General features: G+C 51.7%; 15 protein-coding genes. 4 read left to right on the top strand and 11 right to left on the bottom strand.

Annotation, left to right across the window (positions count from 1 at the left end; all coding sequences use genetic code 11):
- Window positions 1-24: 24 nt before the first annotated feature.
- Window positions 25-198 (bottom strand): DUF1059 domain-containing protein, encoded by a 174-nt coding sequence (locus ACTJJJ_RS03515; protein WP_440701442.1) that lies wholly within the window; start codon window positions 196-198, stop codon window positions 25-27.
- Window positions 199-282: 84 nt separating this feature from the next.
- Window positions 283-912 (bottom strand): Crp/Fnr family transcriptional regulator, encoded by a 630-nt coding sequence (locus ACTJJJ_RS03510; RefSeq protein WP_426294777.1) that lies wholly within the window; start codon window positions 910-912, stop codon window positions 283-285.
- A gap of 191 nt (window positions 913-1,103) precedes the next feature.
- On the opposite strand from ACTJJJ_RS03510, the gene bla reads away from it, so the two are divergent.
- Window positions 1,104-1,838, top strand: a complete 735-nt coding sequence (bla, locus tag ACTJJJ_RS03505) for a subclass B1 metallo-beta-lactamase (protein WP_440701441.1) — start codon at window positions 1,104-1,106, stop codon at window positions 1,836-1,838.
- A gap of 130 nt (window positions 1,839-1,968) precedes the next feature.
- Here the strand turns inward: bla and ACTJJJ_RS03500 are convergent, their stop codons facing one another.
- The 6 genes from ACTJJJ_RS03500 to ACTJJJ_RS03475 form a co-directional block, all read right to left on the bottom strand.
- Window positions 1,969-2,712: a ThuA domain-containing protein gene (locus tag ACTJJJ_RS03500; RefSeq protein WP_426294779.1), complete on the bottom strand. Its 744-nt coding sequence runs from the start codon at window positions 2,710-2,712 to the stop codon at window positions 1,969-1,971.
- A gap of 185 nt (window positions 2,713-2,897) precedes the next feature.
- Window positions 2,898-6,344: a PVC-type heme-binding CxxCH protein gene (locus ACTJJJ_RS03495; protein ID WP_440701440.1), complete on the bottom strand. Its 3,447-nt coding sequence runs from the start codon at window positions 6,342-6,344 to the stop codon at window positions 2,898-2,900.
- A 42-nt stretch (window positions 6,345-6,386) separates the two neighbouring features.
- Window positions 6,387-7,619: a GDSL-type esterase/lipase family protein gene (locus ACTJJJ_RS03490; RefSeq protein ID WP_440701439.1), complete on the bottom strand. Its 1,233-nt coding sequence runs from the start codon at window positions 7,617-7,619 to the stop codon at window positions 6,387-6,389.
- A 93-nt stretch (window positions 7,620-7,712) separates the two neighbouring features.
- On the bottom strand, window positions 7,713-8,984 hold the full coding sequence (locus ACTJJJ_RS03485) for an MFS transporter (protein WP_440701438.1): 1,272 nt from the start codon (window positions 8,982-8,984) through the stop codon (window positions 7,713-7,715).
- A 36-nt stretch (window positions 8,985-9,020) separates the two neighbouring features.
- The gene (locus ACTJJJ_RS03480) at window positions 9,021-10,904 is read right to left on the bottom strand and encodes an ATP-binding protein (RefSeq protein ID WP_440701437.1); all 1,884 of its coding nucleotides are present in this window, start codon (window positions 10,902-10,904) and stop codon (window positions 9,021-9,023) included.
- A gap of 18 nt (window positions 10,905-10,922) precedes the next feature.
- Window positions 10,923-11,621, bottom strand: a complete 699-nt coding sequence (locus ACTJJJ_RS03475; protein WP_440701436.1) for a LytR/AlgR family response regulator transcription factor — start codon at window positions 11,619-11,621, stop codon at window positions 10,923-10,925.
- Between the two features lie 182 nt (window positions 11,622-11,803).
- On the opposite strand from ACTJJJ_RS03475, the gene ACTJJJ_RS03470 reads away from it, so the two are divergent.
- On the top strand, window positions 11,804-12,337 hold the full coding sequence (locus tag ACTJJJ_RS03470) for a hypothetical protein (protein WP_440701435.1): 534 nt from the start codon (window positions 11,804-11,806) through the stop codon (window positions 12,335-12,337).
- Between the two features lie 88 nt (window positions 12,338-12,425).
- Here the strand turns inward: ACTJJJ_RS03470 and ACTJJJ_RS03465 are convergent, their stop codons facing one another.
- A complete protein-coding gene (locus ACTJJJ_RS03465; RefSeq protein ID WP_440701434.1) occupies window positions 12,426-14,252 on the bottom strand; it encodes an alkaline phosphatase in 1,827 nt (608 codons plus the stop codon).
- A gap of 249 nt (window positions 14,253-14,501) precedes the next feature.
- Here ACTJJJ_RS03465 and ACTJJJ_RS03460 point away from each other — a divergent pair, with 249 nt between their 5' ends.
- The gene (locus tag ACTJJJ_RS03460; RefSeq protein ID WP_440701433.1) at window positions 14,502-15,479 is read left to right on the top strand and encodes an endonuclease/exonuclease/phosphatase family protein; all 978 of its coding nucleotides are present in this window, start codon (window positions 14,502-14,504) and stop codon (window positions 15,477-15,479) included.
- Here the strand turns inward: ACTJJJ_RS03460 and ACTJJJ_RS03455 are convergent.
- Complete coding sequence (locus ACTJJJ_RS03455) at window positions 15,470-16,279, bottom strand: AraC family transcriptional regulator (protein ID WP_440701432.1); 810 nt, start codon at window positions 16,277-16,279, stop codon at window positions 15,470-15,472. The two genes, ACTJJJ_RS03460 and ACTJJJ_RS03455, sit on opposite strands and share 10 nt — an antisense overlap.
- Before the next feature lie 33 nt (window positions 16,280-16,312).
- Window positions 16,313-17,170 carry an NAD(P)H-binding protein gene (locus tag ACTJJJ_RS03450; protein WP_440701431.1) on the bottom strand — a complete coding sequence of 286 codons (858 nt, stop codon included), beginning with the start codon at window positions 17,168-17,170 and terminating at the stop codon, window positions 16,313-16,315.
- A gap of 168 nt (window positions 17,171-17,338) precedes the next feature.
- Between ACTJJJ_RS03450 and ACTJJJ_RS03445 the strand changes: the two genes are divergently transcribed.
- Window positions 17,339-18,580 carry a Na+/H+ antiporter gene (locus tag ACTJJJ_RS03445; RefSeq protein ID WP_440701430.1) on the top strand — a complete coding sequence of 414 codons (1,242 nt, stop codon included), beginning with the start codon at window positions 17,339-17,341 and terminating at the stop codon, window positions 18,578-18,580.
- Window positions 18,581-18,615: the final 35 nt, after the last annotated feature.

The following is an 18,615-nucleotide window of genomic DNA, read 5'->3' as shown; positions in this document are numbered from 1 at the left end:
TTTAATAGCAACCCGCGGATTTGGCTAGGCCTCCTCTTTAATGAGCGTTCGCAATTGATTGGCCAGCTCGGGTGATACCTCCACACCGTGTACATCGTGCGCATGTACGGCGGCCTGCGCCAGAACTTCTTCATCGGTGGCGGCCTTGATTACCCCTTCACAATCGAATCCCGCGTCGCGGCAATGTAATGTTTTCATATTTGGAACAGGTTAAAAGTGTACGGGCAAAAATAGCGCCCGAGACGACCAGCCGACGGTATCAAAAGATACATAAACCTAAATTTATTTCAGGCGGATATACCCCCTTAGCAACATTACCTTGCCCTGCTGCTCAAAGCTTTTCAGTATCCTCGAAATGACTACGCGCGTTGTTCCTAGTTCGTAAGCAAGCTGCTGGTGGGAAATGGCAATCTTGTCGGTGCCTTCCTGCCGCGACCGGTTAGCCAGATACGTCATGACCCTTTTCTCGACCGGATCAAATGCCACGCTCTCGAACGACCCGAGCAGCTCGTCGTACCGGCTCCGGAAAGTCTGGATCAGAAATGCATTCCACGAAGGATATTTGAGCTGCCACTCGTTCACCAGACGCGACGGAAAAACAAAAATTTCCGACGGCTCGGTCGCTACTCCATACGAACCGCTGGTATTGTTGAAATACGCGGCGGAAAGCGACATCATACAGGTCTGTCCTGCGCGGACGTAGTACAACAGGATTTCCCGATCCTCTTTTTGCTGAAAAACCCTGATTTCCCCTGTGAGAACAATCGGCAGAAAATCGAGGTATTGCCCTTCACGGACGATCATATCTCCTTTCCCTACCCGCAGGAATTTGCTATTGTGAGCCATTTCCTGCCTTAGCCCCGGCTCGACAAACATCCCGGGAAGTTTGGCCAGTATTTCATTTTTATCCATAAACATTTATTATTCAATACATTACAATAATATTATTGAAAATATACTGAGGTTATTCGTTGTCACCGCATCTTTGCTTAAAGATCTATTATGCGGTAGAGCATGTTCGTATTCCTGCTCATTGGATAACCGATTGCCAATATTATCTTGCCGCCCACTTTTAGCGTTCACTTCCATTCACCAATCAATCCATGAAAAAACACTTTCTCGCCTGCCTACTCCTTTATGTATGTTCACTCGCGCAAGCGCAGACGCCCGACAAAAGCTTTAAAACCGATGACCTCATCCTCCAAAAAGTAAGCGACCACGCATATACGCACCTTACCTACCTCCAAACGGAAACTTTTGGAAAAGTACCCTGCAATGGCCTCATCGTTTTCGACGGAGGCGAGGCGGTGATCTTTGATACACCAGTGGACGACGCGACTTCCGAAAAGGTGATCCGGTGGGTCGAAGATAGTTTGAAATGCAAGGTAAAGGCCATCATAGCCACGCATTTCCATGAGGATTGCGTCGGCGGGTTGAAGGCGTTTCACGAGCACGGCATCCCATCTTACGCGACGAACAAGACGATTGCATTCGACAAAGAGCACAAATTCCCCGTCCCTCAGAAAGGTTTCGACAATCAGCTGGACCTGAAAGTGGGCAAGAAAGCAGTTATCGCGGCATTTTACGGCGAAGGACATACGCGCGACAATATCATCGGCTATTTTCCGGCCGAGAAGGTAATGTTCGGCGGCTGCCTGATCAAAGAAGTGGATGCAACCAAAGGCAACCTCGCGGATGCGAACGTGCAGGCCTGGTCGGGTACCGTGACCAAAATCAAAGCGCAATATCCGGACGTGAAAGTGGTGATTCCGGGCCACGGGAAAATCGGCGACACCGCATTACTGGACTACACGATCAAACTGTTTTCCCAAAAATAAACCGCAGAGCGGCTCCTTGTTTATAGCAACATAGTGTTGCAAAAAACGAATTCAGCTCCGTTAAGAGCTTCCCGACACAATTGTCAAGGAAGCTCCTAACGGAGCTGAAATGTTAATCAGACTACCAACGCTACTTCACCCCCTTGCCCGTCGCAGCCCAGTAAATACCGCCGTACAGATGATCCAGGAATGACTGATCGGAGTAAACCAGGCCAATATGGCCCAGGCCGGTGTAGAATGCGCGGCCGCCGTCGAAATTGTGGTACCATGCGATCGGGTGCTCACCCATGCCGGTGCCCTGGCTGGTTTTAGGATCGTAGGTTTTTTCGTCGAGGTTAATGAGCACTTTCAGGTCATCGGCGTTGAGCGGTTTTTTGTATTCGTACCACTCGTCGGTCCATAGCATACGTTTCGGGAAACGTTCGAGGCCGGGGAAATTGCTGTCTTTCACATCCAGAAAAGCCGTTTGCTGCGCCGGGTGGGTTTTGAAATACGCTCCTACCAACTTGCCGTACCATGGCCAATCGTATTCCGTATCCGCTGCCGCGTGAATACCTACCCAGCCCTTTCCGCTTTTGATGTACTTTTCTAGGGCCGCCTGCTGCGTGTCGTTGAGGATATCCCCGGTCGTGTTCAGGAAGATCACTACCGAGTAGTTAGCCAGACTTTTGTCATTAAAAACATCGGCATTCTCCTGCCAATCGACCGAGAAATTATGCCTCGACGCCAGGCTCCTGATCCCGGTCACACCTTCGTGGATGGAAACATGGTGAAAACCCGCGGTTTTGGTAAAAAGCAACGCTTTGAACTGCTGCGCATGCGCCGTAACCGCGCTTCCGATCAGAAGAGACAGGGCCAGTAATTTTTTGAGCATGATTAAAATTGAAAAATGATGGAAATAGTATTTAAAACAAGCAGGGTTAGAAATTTACTGTTTTGACCACGTGAGATTAGGTTACTTTTAAAATTCAAAGGGCTGTTTTAATGCCAAAAATGGAGCTAACATTAAAATCAGGTACATTTTAATGTCAGCTCCAATAAAGCGTAAACCCTCTAAGACTATCTCCCTACCTTCAACCGCGTCTGTGCGCTGCCGCTAACATCTTTCAATTCTACTTTTAATCCATCCTTCACCACACTGCGGTCGAGTACTAATGTGATCGGCTGGATGCCTTGCGACAGATCGGCGGTGACAGTACCGCCGGAGATTTTCAGAGGCTTTCCGCCACTGTATGCGGTGATGCCGTCTGTGGTGCTCAATGCGAAGGTTACCGGACCTTTCGTCAGTGCCTCGATCTCAAAACCTACCACGCTGTATGTTTTTCCAGCACTGTTGTTGATTTCAGAAAGCTCGTCGATCGGAAGTTCGCCAGATACTTTGCTGTAAACCGGCGCGCCGGAAACCTTCCCTTTACCCGCCGATGTGGGATTTCCCGGAGAGAATTTACTTGCCAGCTCTTTGCTCAAACTGATGTTCTCCCACCTGCGTACGTAGCGCGTCGCAGGTACGCGGAAGTCGCCCGGTTCGCCGAGCTTGGTCAGGAATGCGACAAGATCCACGAACTGATCGCGGTCGAGGCTGGCGGTGAGGCCCGGAGGCATGAGCGAGCCGGATACTTTTTCCATAACCTGCACCTGGCTTTTGGCAATGGAAACCTCCTTGCCCGTCACGTCGCGGATCACGATTTCGTTGGCGCCATCGGAGGCCAGGTAGCCCATCAGTTCGGAGCCGTCTTTTTTCACCACGCGTTTCAAATCGTAGCCTTCTTTAATTGACGCACTTGGATATAGTATTGATTTAATGATAGTCTCAGCAGGTGAACTCGTTCCGAGGCTGCTCAAATCGGGCCCGATCAATCCACCCGCGCCACCAATCGCATGGCAGGTCGTACAGCTCGATTCGGCTTTGCGGAAAATCAACTCTCCTTTGGCAGCATCACCTTTTTCGCGGGCCAATTTGGCGAGGCCTTCAATGGTCTTGTCATCGAGGTCTTGCGGCATTTTAGGCGCAGGCAATGAACCGCCCGATGCTTCCAGGGCCTTTTTCAATGCAGCGATTTCGTCGATACTCTGACGCGTCCATCCGGCGCGTTGCTGTACGAGTACACGGCCTCGTTTGGCAACGGTTTCCGGAATCTTTTTCGCTGCAATGGCATCTGCCAATGCAGCTGCGCCGGAGTTGGAAGGAATGAATGCCAGGAATAGGTCCGACATGTCGGTATCCGCAGGTAGCGTGCGCATCAACTCGGCACTAGCCTTTGCTCCTTCTTTTTCATCCAGGCCAGCCAGTTGCGCAGCCGCGATGATGCGGACTTCCGGGGTGTTTTTCGGACCTGTCAGGTCGGTTACCAATTGTAATGCTTTTGGTTTATCGATAGCTCCCAATGCGCCGAGGGCAGCTTTTTTGGTAGCTGGGTTACCCGTTTGGATAAGGCTGGTCAGCCTGTCATTTAACGGTGAAACTTTCCAAAGGCCGATCAGGCGAATAGCGCTGAGGCTGACGGCTTCCTCGTCATTACCAATCAGCGATGCGATGCGCTCCGGATTTTTGGTTGGGATCACTTTGCGCTGGCTACCGGCTTCTTCCAATGCAGCCAACTGAGCAGCGGCATTTTTGTTATTGGATTGAACAGCCAAGTCAAGCAGCATATTCAGGTCGGCGGGCTGGCCGAGGCGGGCTATCGATGCGAGGACGTCCTTTTGATATTCATCGGGTACCTGGCCTTTTTGGTACAATGCAGTCAGCAATGCAGCAGCATCGGAACTTGTTGCGGATTTCAGCGCATAGGCCGTCTTTTTGGCATCACCTAATAGATTCGGATCAGATTTCAGCTTCGCTACCCATACCGGTTCCAGTTCACGGACGGTTTGCCACAATGCGAAATCCAGAAATTCGTCCATTTGCGCATCGAGCACTGTCAATGCGGTTTTTGCAGCTTGCGGTGTTTTCGTTTTACGCAAGGCAATTACAGCCTCCAGGCGTACCTGCGGGTGCGAATCCCCGACAGCCTTGGCCAACAATGCGGGCGTGTTCGCAACTTTTGGATACCAAAGTGCCAGTGCACGCAATGCAGCCGCACGCGCGTTGTGGCTTTTCGCATTCAGCAAATTCAGCAGCACCGGTTCGTTCAGGGTTTCAAGCGTTTGGTATAACCATAACGCTTCCAGCAAATTGTGCTCGTATTTCGCATCGTTTTTATCCAAACCAGCTACCCATTTTTCCAACGCAGGCAATACTTCCTTTGCGCCACGCGCTTTCAATACCTGTTTCGCTTGCAAGCGCGTCCAGTCTTCTGGCAATTTCAATGATTCGAGTAATTCATTTACCGTCGCTTTTGCTAGTTGCGGCTTTTTAACGAGCGGCCGGTTTTTGGCAACAATGCGCCAGATGCGCCCATGCTGCTGGTCGCGACGGGGATCGTGAAAATCCACCTCACCGTGTTGTATAATGGGGTTATACCAGTCGGCGACGTAAATGGCACCATCCGGACCTACATTAATATCGACCGGACGAAAAGCCACATTATCGGACCACATCAGGTCGTCGGTTTGTTTCGACACATAACCGCTACCCTGCTCTTCCAGTTTGAAGCTGTTAATGCGGTTGGCGCGGAAGTCGTTGGTGATCATTCGGCCCTGCCACGCGTCGGGCAAATGGCCGCCGGAAACGACATCCAGGCCGCTATGCTTCGGCTGGCCCGGGTTCAATCCGCGAAGAAGGCGTGCAGCACCTGGCGCTGTCACGAATGTCGCCCCAGGGAATGCATAGTTAATACCCTCACCACCAGCACCATCCGTAAGGAAAGACTGTCCCCAGCGGTCGAACTGCAAGCCCCACGGGTTTACAAGCCCGCGTGCGTAAACATCCATATCCAGATTGCGCGTGTTGAGCTGCCAAACGCCACCGCCTTCAAGGCGTTTAATACCAAATGGTGTTTCGACGTGGCTGTAAATGTAAATCGACTGGTTGAAATACATCCGGCCTTCGGGTCCCCACCGGAAAGTGTGGATCAAATGGTGCGTATCGCCCGTTCCGAAACCGCTCAGGATGCGGCGTTTTTTGTCGGCCTTACCGTCGCCGTCCGTATCCGCGAAATGCAGGATTTCCGTCGAGTTAGCCACGTAGCAGCCGCCGTCACCTGGCAAAATACCGGTTGGCTGGATTAATCCTTCGGCGAAAACCGTCGATTTATCGGCCTTGCCGTCGCCGTCGGTGTCTTCCAGGACAAAGATCTTGTCATTCGCCGATTCACCGGTTTTCAAATGCGGGTACACCGTGCTGCTCACCACCCAAAGGCGGCCTTCGGTGTCCCAGTTCATCTGGATCGGCTTCGCAACCATCGGATCGGCCGCGAAGAGTGTCACTTCGAAGCCATCGGCTAGTTTGAAGGATTTCAGTTCCTTTTCAACGTCCGGGTCGAGGTTAAAAGGATGCTGGTCCGGCTCTGTCGATGAGGTGAGCAGCATCATTGGGAGGAGCAATGCTCCGTATAATAATCTTTTCATGTTATAATTATTGCGGTGCTCTGCACCTAAGTATGCATTTTGTTAATCCAGCTTCCTCAGCTCATACACCACTTCCTTCGGCTCGCTGTTGAGGATAATCTGGCCTTCCAGCCATTTGATAAGGATATTTTGCTCTTCAAGCCCTTTCACATGGCGACCTTGCTCATACCGTCGGAAACCGACGATATAAGTCTGGTTCAAAGGCCGGTACTGGAAAAAATGCAGCTCGTTTTTGCGGATGATCATCTCCCGAATGCGCGCCGATTGCTCAAATTGCGGTCCCTGCTTGATTTCCACACCCTTCTCCCACTCCTTCGCGGAAGCGGTAACTACCTGCTCATTGGCGGCCGTCAAGGTATAATATCCTTTTTTTAACCCAATGAACCTCACCACATTGGCATCGCCCCCAACCCAGCTGCTGGCTTGTGGAAAAGGCAAAGGCAGGTATTTGTCGGAAGCTACAAACCGCGCGATAACGTTGTTGTCCTTGCTGTCTGTCAGGATCTTGACATTGGAAGAATAGGGAGTCGGCTTTGCAATGGTAATCGTCGAAGTCGTGCGCTCATTGGGCAGCCCTAATGCTTTTTCCAGTACGTCGGCGAGGTAGTAATAACCGGTTTCGTTCAAATGGACGGTATTTTCGATGATATCGGCCTTCTTGCTCGTGTTCAGTACCGGATTATAAATATCGATAAACTGCTTGCCGCGCTGGGAAGCCACATCCGCTATCACTTTGGAATACAATTCAAGATCCGCATTGCGGGCGTCGATGTGCTGCGAGGTGTCGGCAGAAACGACGGGAATCGTCGAAAGCAACACTGTTTTAGCGCCCAGCGATTCAATTTTATCAATGAGTTTATTCAAACCATCCTTGAAATGCCCTACGCCGGCCTGGCCTTCCTGCGCTTCCACGCCTCCGTATGCGAGGAACACGACGGTCGGAGCGGCTTTGGTGATATCCTCCATCAAGTGCTCGTACGGCGTCGGCGGGTTCGTGTAAGTGCTGCGCGCCTCACCCCAGACGTTGTCGCCTGTCCAGCCGAGGTTTCGGAAGGTAATGCCTTTATCGGCAAAACGGGTAGTGAGCGCCAGTTCCAGGTATCCATACTGAAACTCGTTCTCAAAAATAGAGTTTCCCAGGAAAACGACCCGGTCGCCGTCTTTAAGCGTGAATGCGTTCGGGCTTTTGTTCTGAGCGATGGTGGGTCCGTAGACGAGGGTAAGTAGTAACAGAAAAACACAAACCGGGGGCCCCGGCAGTCTAAAATTGCTCATTTACTTTGGGTTAAGTGTTTGGCAGAGTACTTTACTAGCATACAAAGACCCAAAGCCGCCGAACTTAACCGCCCGTTACACAAAAATCGAAAGTCAGACTTCCTCCACCACCGGTTGCACGGCTTTCGGAGCGGGAATGACGACCATCGTGATCACGGTGGCAAGCACCAGCGCAACAGCCATCAATGTGTAGGAGGCATTGAAATTCCCCGTTTCGCTATTGAGATAACCAACAAGATAAGACCCTGCAAATGAGCCCAGCGCACCCAAGCTATTGATAAGCCCGATAGCTCCTCCAATCACATTCTTCGGTAATATCTCAGCGATGGCCGCAAAAAACGGCCCGTAAGGCGTATACAACGCGCCTCCCGCGACTACCAGCAATGCGTACGCTAGCCAGAAATGGTCCGTACCGATCCAGACCGCCGCATACAGGCATACCGCCGCAATAAGCAGGAAGGGCCAGACGAACACTTTCCGGTTTCCGGTTTTATCCGAAAAATAGGACGCGGCAAGCATCCCTATCACAGCAAATACATAAGGAACCGACGCGAGCCAGCCGGTGGTGACCATGCTCATATTGGGAGCGGCTTTGATGATCGATGGCAACCACATCACAAAGCCATAAACCCCGACGCTCCACAGCAGGTATTGCAGGCAAAGCAGGATCACTTTGGTGGATTTGAATGCCTCCGCATAGTTTTTAACCGGTTTGATACCCGCCTGCTCCGCTTTTAACTTTTCCTCAATGGCGATCTTTTCTTCCCGCGTCAGCCATTTCGCATCCATGGGCCGCTCATCGATGAGCTTCCACCAGATAAACGCCCACACAATCCCCGGCGCGCCCTGAATGATGAACATCCATCGCCAACCCAGCGATTCGATCAGATAGCCTGAAAGTACCGACATCCAAAGCACTGTCACGGGATTACCTAATATCAAAAAAGTGTTTGCCCGGGAGCGTTCTTCTTTCGTAAACCATTGACTCAGCAGGATCAACATCGCCGGCATTACTGCGCTTTCGACCACGCCGAGCATGAAACGAATGACGATCAGCGCCGTCGCGTTGTTGACCATCCCCGTAGCCGCCGCCAGTGCACCCCAGAGAATCAATGAAATGAATATCAGCTTCTTGGCTGTGCGCGTGGCCGCATAATGTGCACCGGGAATCTGGAAAAAGAAATAACCCAGAAAGAACAGCGAGCTCAGCAGCGTAGAGGTGTTGGGATTAATGTGCAGGTCATCGGCCATCCCGCCCGCGACGGCGAAGCCAAAATTGGCGCGGTCGAGGTATGCGAGGCTGTATGTGACGAAAACAACGGGGATAATCCGGTACCAGCGTACCTGGGCGAGTTGCGGTTTCATGCAGGATTCAGGAAGTGATATGCACTAAAAACGCAATTACCCGTCGGTTCTACCATCGGGGATTAAAAACTGCGTATAGAATACCCCCGCCTCCCCCAGCGCCTCCTTGCAGATGGTCAGCACCTGCTCCACCGGCGCCGCAAAATCTGTCGCGACGGTCGTTTCGCTTTCGAGAATGTCCAGCGGCTCGTCCAGCAATGCATTCAGGCCCATAATTGAAATGGTGGTTTTGATTCCGTGGGCAATGCGGCGTATCTCTCCCGGGTCGCGCTTTCCGGCGGCCGCGGATAATGCTTCCAGCTCGCGCGGCATCAGGTGCAGGAATTGTTCAGTGACGAGCTTTTCATAAATCGTGTCGCCGTTGCTGATTTCCCGCATATAGTTGAGGTCTATCACCTTGAAAGCATTCTCGGGCGAGCCGTCTGCAGATGTGGGCGTGGTATAGCTCGTAAAAATCCTGTCGAGTTCGCTCTCCCTCACCGGTTTGGCAATATGGTCGTTCATTCCGAGGCGAACGCATTTTTCTTTTTCCCCTTCCATGGCATGGGCCGTCATGGCAACGACGGGAATGGTGAGTTTCAGTTCCTCGCGTATGATGCGCGTAGCCGTGTAACCATCCATCCCCGGCATTTGGATATCCATAAAAACCAGGTCAAAGGGCTCAGTACGCAGCATTTCAACGGCTTCATGCCCGTTTACTGCCAGCCGCGCCTCTATTGCCCGCTCTTCCATCAGACGCATCATGAGCCCCTGATTGATGACATGGTCTTCGGCAATCAACACGCGGAGCCCGGGTCTGCGCGGATGTATTTCCGCCGCGGGGGTATCCACTGGGGGCCGCTCGCTCACCGCCGTAATCCGGTAGGGAATCGTCACCTTCACGGAAGTACCCTCGCCCGGCTTGCTCGTTACGCTAATACGCCCGTCTTGCAAATGCACGAGGTCGCGTACGATGGACAAGCCCAGCCCTGTACCGCCAAATTGCCGGGTGGTAGAGTCCTCCGCCTGCCGGAAGCGCTCGAAAATCGTTTCCAGCCGTGCGCTTTCGATACCTATGCCCGTATCTTTCACCTCGAAGGTAAGATCTATCCGGCCGCCGTCAATACGGTCGACAGTTACCCGAAGGTTTACTTCGCCTTTTTCGGTGAATTTAAATGCGTTGCTTACCAGGTTGACCAGAATCTGCGTCAGCCTGGTGGGGTCACCTGTAATTGTTTCAGGGATTTCCGGGTCGAAATGCACCAGGAGCGGCACCTGTTTTTCCGCCGATCGATGGTGAAACATGGTGCCCACCGAATGTACCAGCGCCTCGGGGTCGAACGGCACATGTTCGATCCGCATCATGCCGGATTCTATTTTGGACAGGTCGAGAATGTCGTTCACGATCGCCAGCAGCGTTTCACCGGATTGCTGTACGGTACTGATATGCAAGCGGGTATCAGCGTCAAGTTTTTTCTTTTGGAGCAAATTGGTGTAACCCAAAATCGCATTCAGCGGCGTCCGGATCTCGTGGCTCATATTCGCCAGGAAATTCTCCTTTACCAGCACCGCCTCTTTCAGCTTCCGTTCACTGATATTGAGCTGGCCGATCAGCTCGGCTTGTTTCTTCATGCGACCGATAATGATCGCAAAAACGGCTGTAAGCAATGCCAGCACGCCTACGATCACATACAGGTTCCAACGAAGGACCCGCTGGCCGCTTTGGTCAACGGCGTCCATTTTCCTCGCCAGCGTAGCCCGACTGATACTATCGGCCTGGTGTGAAAGCCCGCTGCCGATCCGGTACTCGTCGAGCAAGTTTTCGTTGGCGCTGATGAGTTCCTCCAAATTGCGCCGCGTCATGTACTGCACGGCGATCAACGCCAGTACGGCGGCTACAAACCCAATGGTAATATAGATGACGAGCGTGCGGATTCGCATGGATTCAGCTTTTCAAAATCACAACATATTCAGCCGGCGGTTCAACGCCGCGCGGTAAGTATCGGCCACGGGCACCATTTTCCTGTTGATAATAAGCGTGCCACCCTCGATCGTATCGATTTTGCCCACCTGGATAATGAATGACCGGTGCACCCGCAGGAATTTCGATTCGGGAAGCTTCGATTCGACGTCCTTTAAGGAAGCGTGTACCGAGTAAAATTTTTCGAGGGTGTAAAGTTTGACATAATCTCCCATTGCCTCGGCATACAGTATATCCCCAATTTTCAGCCGACGGACGATGTTTGAATCCCTGATAAATAGGAAACTGTCGTCCTCCATCCTTACCTCCTGCTTTTTGCTCCTGAAAATTTCACGCGCCTTTTCGATGGCTTGCAAAAAGCGGGCGGGGGTCACCGGTTTGGTGATGTAATCGGCTACATTGAGTTCGAATGCTTCGGCAGCGTACTCCTTTTTCGAGGTAGTGAATATGATGACCGGATTTTTAGTACCCAGACTCTTGACCAGTTCAATACCCGTCATTCCATCCATTTCAATATCGAGCAGGAGGAGATCAACCTGTTCGTCCATGATCTTCCGGTAGGCATCCATTGCATTCTCGCATTCGCCCACGAGTACCAGCTCTTTGTCTTGCTTTACAAGTTGTTTTAAAGTGGTGCGGGCGATAATGTTATCGTCGATCACCAGGCAATTCATCATTATCGGTCCGAGTTAGGTTAGAGTAATGCTAAAACCAATGTAGCGAAAAGAAATCATAAAGACACTTTTGCCCATTCCACCGACGACTTTTGCCCTTCTGCCTACGCGCTGTTTCCCACGTTGGCTGCACCAGCTAGTTTTGGATCATTCAAACGATCATCCACCAAAAACATAGCATCACAATGAGAACTTTCATCACTTCCGCAATCATCGCCGCATTGGCAATCACAGGAGCTCAGGCACAGACCGTTGCTCAGGACGTTAAAAAAGAACACCGTGCCGAAAAACGCGCCGAGGCACGCCACGAGGTAAGCGCCCGCTCCAAAGACAGCTTCTATGCCGATTTTGGTACAGTGCCCGACGCCAAATGGTTGAGAGGCCCCCTATTCGACGAGGTGACATTCACCAAAGACGGTCAGAAACAGACCGCCTATTACGACAACCATTTCATCCTCGTTGGTACTACTGCTGACAAAAAATTCGCAGACGTCCCTGCCAAAGCGCAAAAAGAGATCGAAAAACAATTTAAAGGCTACGCGATCGGCGCTGTGGTGGAATACAAAGACAACGAGAACAACGATACCAACATGCTGCTCTACGGCACCCAGTTCGAGGACGCCGACCACTACTTCGTGACCGTTTCCAAAGGCAAAGACGCAGACGTGCTGATGGTCAAAACAGACGGCGAGGTATCGTTTTTTAGCACTTTAAAATAGGAGGAGGAAAGGAGGAAGGGGAGGAAGGGGAAGAAGGGGAAGATAGGATTTTCTCCTTCCTCCTTTCCTCCCTTTCCTCCCTTCTTCCCTATTTCAACACCTTCTTCATCTTCCGAAAAATCTCGGTATTCTCGTAGATCCCTCTAAAATCCAGGGAATGCGGGCCGTAGGCGAATACGGGTACCATAATGCCCGTGTGATCGCCGGTGCTGAACTGGCCGTCGACGTAGCCGGTTTTCAGGTTGCCGTCCAGGAGCGTCAGGCCGCCGGTTTCGTGGTCGGCAGTGACGATAACGAGCGTTTCACCGTTCGAATCGGCGAAGCGGAGCGCCTCTCCCACCAGTTTATCGAAATCCAGCATTTCCGTGACTACGTACGGAACGATGTTCGCGTGGCCGCCATAATCCACCTGCGCGCCTTCGGCCATTATAAAGAAGCCTTTTGGGTTCGATTGCAGCGATTGAAGTGTTTTTTGAAATGAATCTTTCAGGAAATCGCCCCGACCGTTTAGCATGGAAACAGTGTGCTTATCGTCCAGTAAGACGAACGGCGCCTTCATCTGCGCAAGGTCATTCCAGTTGTCGGACACCTGAAAACCTTTTGCTTTGAGAGAGTCAACGGTTTTTGTTTTGGCAAAATGGCTGTAACCGCCGCCGATCAATACATCGACGGATTCTTTCAGGAAATCCGTCGCGATCTCGTCCATCTGGCTCCGCTCGGGCCTGTGCGCGTAAAATGCGGCGGGAGTAGCGTCGGTAATGTCGCCGGCGGAAATCAGGGCCGACTTCCGGCCTGTTGCTTTGACCTGACGGATGATGGACGGTACCGCTACCAGATTAGAATCTACGCCAATCGCGCGGTTCCGGGTTTTATTGCCGCTTGCGAACGCTGTGGCGCCCGCCGCGGAATCGGTGATATAATTGTCCGAAGAAGCCGTTTTGGAAAAACCGATATTCAGGAACTTACCCAGATTCAGCTCACCACGGTTGGCCGTCAGCCCCGAATAGATTTGGGCCAAACCCATTCCGTCGCCGATCAGCAGGATAATGTTCTTCACCTTGCCAAATGCGTCGTTGTTTTTGTAGGTGGGTTGATAAGGTTTATAAAACCCGGTGGATTTGTATTCGGCATTCTTGCGGCCACTCAGAAATGTACCCAGCTCTGCCACGTGGTCGGTATTGACATAATCCACACCCAGGTTCATCAGCACCTTCCAGGCATTGATATTATCGGGACTGGCCCAAAAACGGAATGGCTTGCCCATGGCATGTGCCTGTGAAATCACCTCCACAAGCGCTTTGCGGTCTTTTTCCACGGGAATACCCTTCCCGTTCCATTGTGAATACTTATGGAAGTCCTGGCTGATCATCCCGAGCCGGGCCGCCTGCACCTCCGTATAGCTAGTACCCGGGCGGCCATCAAAGAAAATGTAGGTCGGGTATTGTTCAAATTCTGCCGGTGGGGGTGTGTTACCGCTTAATATTACTTTCACGGAACCTTTCGGGGCAAGCAATGCCTCATGCGGCGCCAATGCTTTCACCAATGCCGGCAAAGTCGTTTTATAGGTAGTTTTAAGATCAACCAGCAGGGTCATTACCCGGTTTTTATCCTTGTAGATAGTTCCCTGGTTTTTAGACACCTGCTTAATAATCTGCTGCAAATACAATTTATCCAAAGTGCGGTCAGCACTGATGTCCTTGGAATCGTGAGCGACGAAAAGGGTGTCGTTTCGTAAATGTACGTCAGCTTCCACCGAGCCGAACTGCTGCTGGTAAGCCAGTACAAACGGTGCCGCCTGCAAGTAATCGTTATGCGAATGCGCGCGCGACAATGGGTTTTCGGCGCTGCTCTGGGCAGACACGACCCAGGGTAAAAGGGCAAAGAAAGGAATTGATAGTCGAAAAAAAGCTTTCATGAATGGGTGTCCCGGCGGTTTGAACATGTGATTGGAACCGGGAATAGCCACAAATATCCGTTGAAATGGCTTTCATCAACCTGCAAATGGCATTTTCATAACAATTATTTAAAACCGCCGGCCAGCTCAAAGCCCGTTGCCGATTGCCCCAAAAGAACTCATCCGATTGAAAAATAATGTATTCTTAACAATTTGAAATTATCCTGACCATATGCCGCTGGTAGTTTTGTGCATACCAACCGGCACATTATGCAGGCATATTTAGTTCTTGATAAAAACAGGGTCCTGAAAACCGTTTCCTGGTTGTTCATCCTCTTCTTCCTCTCGGAAGCCACTCCCGCTACCCGGGAACAGACTGCCACCGCTTTTCGGGCAAAGCTTCCACCCGATTCTCTTGATGCAGGCAGTTTTTCCGTGATCACCTACAACATCGCCGGACTTCCCCAGCTTATTTGCAGCGCTATCACACCAAGAAAAGAAAGCATTTCCGCCATCGGTCGCCTGCTCAACCGCTTCGATATAGCCCATGTGCAGGAAGATTTCAATTACAATCAATACTTGTACCATGCCGGCAACACCCACCCCTTCCGCACCACCACCAAGGGGGCCGTCATGACCGGCGACGGTCTCAATACCCTTTCGAAATTTCCTGTAAAGCATCTGCGCCGCATCTCGTGGACGGACTGCACCGGCGCCGATTGCTTCACCCCCAAAGGTTTTACCTATACACGCATAGAAATCGCCCCTACCCGCTTCATTGACTTTTACAACGTACACGCCAACGCGTACAACCATCCGCGTGCAGCACTTGCGCGAAGACGCAATATGGAGCAGCTCTCGGCCTACATACGGCTCCATTCAACCGGCAATGCGGTAATTGTCATGGGTGATTTGAACGGCCGTTACAGTTTCGGGCTGGATAATGTGGATTGGCTGTTGAAGGAGAATGAGTTAAGCGATGCGTGGGTTAGTCTGCATTGCAAAAATCAGTTGCCGTTCCGCAGCAATGCTATTCCTGCCAGCGATATCCTCAGCCTTACCGATTCATGTGAGACGATCGACAAGATACTTTTCCGGAGCAGCGCATTCATTCAACTCAAACCGGCGGCCTATGCATTGGAGAAGGCCATGTTCACCAATGCAAAAGGGTTACCGCTATCGGACCATCACCCCGTTTCGGCCCGGTTTGAATGGAAATTTATCAATGATGTAATTGCCTACGACTGAACCAGCACCGGAAAATTCTCCACCGTTTCCTGAATGCTCTTCCTGAACTGGAACGGGGTAAGCCCGGTAAATTCTTTGAAATTGCGGATGAAATGCGATTGATCGGCATACTCCTGTTCGAAGGCGATGTCGGAAAGCTTGTCGTACGACTGAGCACGAAGCTGGTTGAGCGAAGCCTGAAAGCGGCAGATTCTTCCAAAAAGCATCGGCGACAGCCCGATCCCTTCCTGAAAACGCCTTTCCAGTGTGCGCTCCGAAACCTGCAATTCCCGCCGCAGGTCCTTCATCGAAACGTTGCCCTGCGATTGGATGATCCGTTGTAATGCATAGCGCGTGGCCGCTTGCAGGGTGTGGTCATTGCGGCAGATCTGCTCCCAGAGGCATTCGGAAAGGATATTTGCCTTTACTTCCACATCGGAGGTACTTTTCAGCCGCTCCATCAATCGCTTACCATTCAGCAAAAGGTCCAGATCCAGGCAGTCGTCGGTTAGTTCGTTGGAGTCCAGACCGAAGATGGATTTCAGGGCATGAGGATAAAAGTAGACCCCGATTGTGCTGAAAGTAGCCGGCGAAATGATGCGGGTGTACCTGGTCGATTGCCCGTACATATACACCGGTGAAAGTTGCCTGCCCTCCTGAAACGACGCGCCCTCCAGTTGCTGGAAAACAATGCCCGGAGAGCCGTCCGCGATGGTCACGAAATGAATCTGCTCATCGGGCTCGCCCGAGCTTTCGAGCACCCAATAGTACCGGACGTAGTCTTGCAAATGCGGCGGTGGCTGGATCTGATGGTATTTCATGGCTATTGAGTAGTGAGGCAAGTTACCGATTTTTCAAAACAATTCCCTCAGATACTGCTGAACGCCAAGCGGTTTGCGCCCCAGGAAGCCTTCCAGTGAATGATGGGTTTTTTCAAACTCGCCGGCTCGGATACTATCGGCCATGCTGGCATAAAAACCGGCCTCATCTTCACCCAACCCGAAACCGAGGAGCCCCCTGCGGTAGTCTTCCGCAGTGATATCGGTATGTGCAGCCTCCTGATAGCCTGCTATATCCTTTAATGTCAAGGCAATATCCGCAAAACTAAACGTCTCAGACCCAGTAATATCGAAGGTGGCATTGGCGAATGCAGGCCCGGTGAGCACGTTGGATAATGCCTCGGCAATATCCTTCCGCGACGCAAAACTCACGCGCCCGCTGCCCGACGGGTAGAAGATCCGCCCGTCGCCCATGGCCTCGCCGATAAACAGCGGGATTGTTTCGTGGTACATGCTGTTGCGGAAAAACACGTAGCGCATTCCGCTTTGGCGGATCAGTTCCTCAGTATTCCTGCAAATATGCGCCGCATGGAAATGCGCCGATTCGTGCGGGAAAAGCGTGCTCGTGTAAACAATTTCCGCTACACCGCATTTCGCCGCCGCATGCACCACCCGCGTCTCCTGCGCCATCGCCCGCACACCCGTGGCCGAAGCGGATATTTGCAGCAGCCTGTGCACGCCGGTCAGCGCCCGCTCCAACGACTCCTGGTCTTCATAATTGGCCGTACGAATCTGTATCCCCGAACCTGCATATTCACTTAGCTTGCTGGCGTCGCGCACAATCGCGACGATGTTTTCGGGCAATGTCTTTTTCATTAAAAATGAAAGAGTGGCTTGCCCCAGATTTCCGTTTGCTCCTGTAATGGCTATCATTGTTTTGTCTGTTTTGGTTTAAAGCAAAACTAGACCCCGCCCGTCCCTCAAAATAGAACAAAACCGACACAGCCGATTTTTTGGCCCGGAAACCTTGATTTTTCGCAATCATCCTTAGATTTGAGATCGCAGGCCGGACGCCCGAACACCCGAACATTAACCGCAATTATGGAGAATTACAGTATCGTCATTTTTATTATGACCATCATGATCGGCCTTTCCGCCATGGCCGATAGTGTCAGGATACCGTACCCCGTTTTGCTTATCACCGCCGGAATCGCCATTGGATTCATTCCCACGCTGCCCGTGATCGAGCTCAATCCGGAAGTGGTTTTCCTCATATTCCTTCCGCCGTTGCTGTATGACGCTGCATTCAATATCAATTTTCAGGATTTCAGGACCAACATCAATACCATCGGCACACTCGCCATTTCACTGGTATTCATCACAGCTTCCGGCATTGCAGCCGTGGCATACTATCTCATTCCCGGGATGACCTGGCCACTCGCATTCGTGCTCGGCTCCATATTGTCGGCTACCGACGCCGTGGCCGCGATGAGCATTACCAAAGGCCTCGGGTTATCTTCCAAAACAAATACCATTCTGGAAGGCGAAAGCCTGGTCAACGACGCGTCCGCATTGGTAGCCTACCGGTTTTCGGTTGCCGCAGTAACAGGCTCTGCATTTATATTCTGGAAAGCCTCTGCCGAATTCGCCGTGCTGCTTTTGGGCGGAGCGATCGTCGGGCTGATCATTGGGCGTATTCTGGGCGCCATCATCATGCGTATCCACCACAATGCACAGGCGACCATTGGTATGATGTTGCTGATGCCATTCGTGGCCTACCGGGTAGCGGAAGAGCTCGAAGTATCGGGCGTGATCGCCGTCGTCATCCTTGGCCTGGGCATTGCCGATTTCAGCAAAAAGATATTTCCCGACCGCCTCAAACAGCAATCCAAAACCATTTGGGAGATCATTATCTTCCTGCTCAACGGACTCATATTTATATTAATAGGTCTGCAATTCCCCTACGTGATCAAAAACATCAGAGGCGACCAGCTCCTCCCTTATATTGGCTATGCATTGATTATCACCATTATAGCCCTAATACTGCGCATGCTGCGGGTTTTCTGGCAAAGGGCCAATCTTCAAAAAGGCTTCGAAAGCGGTCGCGGCAGGATCAGCGAAAACGCCCTGCTCGATTTCAAAAACAGCCTCATTATCAGCTGGTCGGGCATGCGCGGCATTGTCTCGCTCGCCATCGCCATCGGTCTCCCCACGCACCTGCACGACGGCACACCCTTTCCCATGCGCGACGCGATTATCTTCATTTCGGTAGGCGTGGTGTTATTTACGCTCATCGGGCAGGGGCTGACGCTACCTTGGATCGTGAAGCGGTTGGGCAACTAGGCGTTTGTTAAGTCATCGGACGCCGTAGGCTTGCA

Source organism: Dyadobacter sp. 22481, from assembly GCF_052044875.1.
Lineage (GTDB): Bacteria > Bacteroidota > Bacteroidia > Cytophagales > Spirosomataceae > Dyadobacter > Dyadobacter endophyticus.
The sequence above is the reverse complement of the archived record's forward strand: the minus strand, read 5'-3'. Positions and strand labels throughout refer to the sequence as shown.

Excerpts from the sequence above, each read along its gene's own strand:
- ACTJJJ_RS03515 (WP_440701442.1), bottom strand. The coding sequence starts at position 198 with ATGAAAACATTACATTGCCGCGACGCGGGATTCGATTGTGAAGGGGTA.
- ACTJJJ_RS03510 (WP_426294777.1), bottom strand. The coding sequence starts at position 912 with ATGGATAAAAATGAAATACTGGCCAAACTTCCCGGGATGTTTGTCGAG.
- bla (WP_440701441.1), top strand. The coding sequence starts at position 1,104 with ATGAAAAAACACTTTCTCGCCTGCCTACTCCTTTATGTATGTTCACTC.
- ACTJJJ_RS03500 (WP_426294779.1), bottom strand. The coding sequence starts at position 2,712 with ATGCTCAAAAAATTACTGGCCCTGTCTCTTCTGATCGGAAGCGCGGTT.
- ACTJJJ_RS03495 (WP_440701440.1), bottom strand. The coding sequence starts at position 6,344 with ATGAAAAGATTATTATACGGAGCATTGCTCCTCCCAATGATGCTGCTC.
- ACTJJJ_RS03490 (WP_440701439.1), bottom strand. The coding sequence starts at position 7,619 with ATGAGCAATTTTAGACTGCCGGGGCCCCCGGTTTGTGTTTTTCTGTTA.
- ACTJJJ_RS03485 (WP_440701438.1), bottom strand. The coding sequence starts at position 8,984 with ATGAAACCGCAACTCGCCCAGGTACGCTGGTACCGGATTATCCCCGTT.
- ACTJJJ_RS03480 (WP_440701437.1), bottom strand. The coding sequence starts at position 10,904 with ATGCGAATCCGCACGCTCGTCATCTATATTACCATTGGGTTTGTAGCC.
- ACTJJJ_RS03475 (WP_440701436.1), bottom strand. The coding sequence starts at position 11,621 with ATGATGAATTGCCTGGTGATCGACGATAACATTATCGCCCGCACCACT.
- ACTJJJ_RS03470 (WP_440701435.1), top strand. The coding sequence starts at position 11,804 with ATGAGAACTTTCATCACTTCCGCAATCATCGCCGCATTGGCAATCACA.
- ACTJJJ_RS03465 (WP_440701434.1), bottom strand. The coding sequence starts at position 14,252 with ATGAAAGCTTTTTTTCGACTATCAATTCCTTTCTTTGCCCTTTTACCC.
- ACTJJJ_RS03460 (WP_440701433.1), top strand. The coding sequence starts at position 14,502 with ATGCAGGCATATTTAGTTCTTGATAAAAACAGGGTCCTGAAAACCGTT.
- ACTJJJ_RS03455 (WP_440701432.1), bottom strand. The coding sequence starts at position 16,279 with ATGAAATACCATCAGATCCAGCCACCGCCGCATTTGCAAGACTACGTC.
- ACTJJJ_RS03450 (WP_440701431.1), bottom strand. The coding sequence starts at position 17,170 with ATGATAGCCATTACAGGAGCAAACGGAAATCTGGGGCAAGCCACTCTT.
- ACTJJJ_RS03445 (WP_440701430.1), top strand. The coding sequence starts at position 17,339 with ATGGAGAATTACAGTATCGTCATTTTTATTATGACCATCATGATCGGC.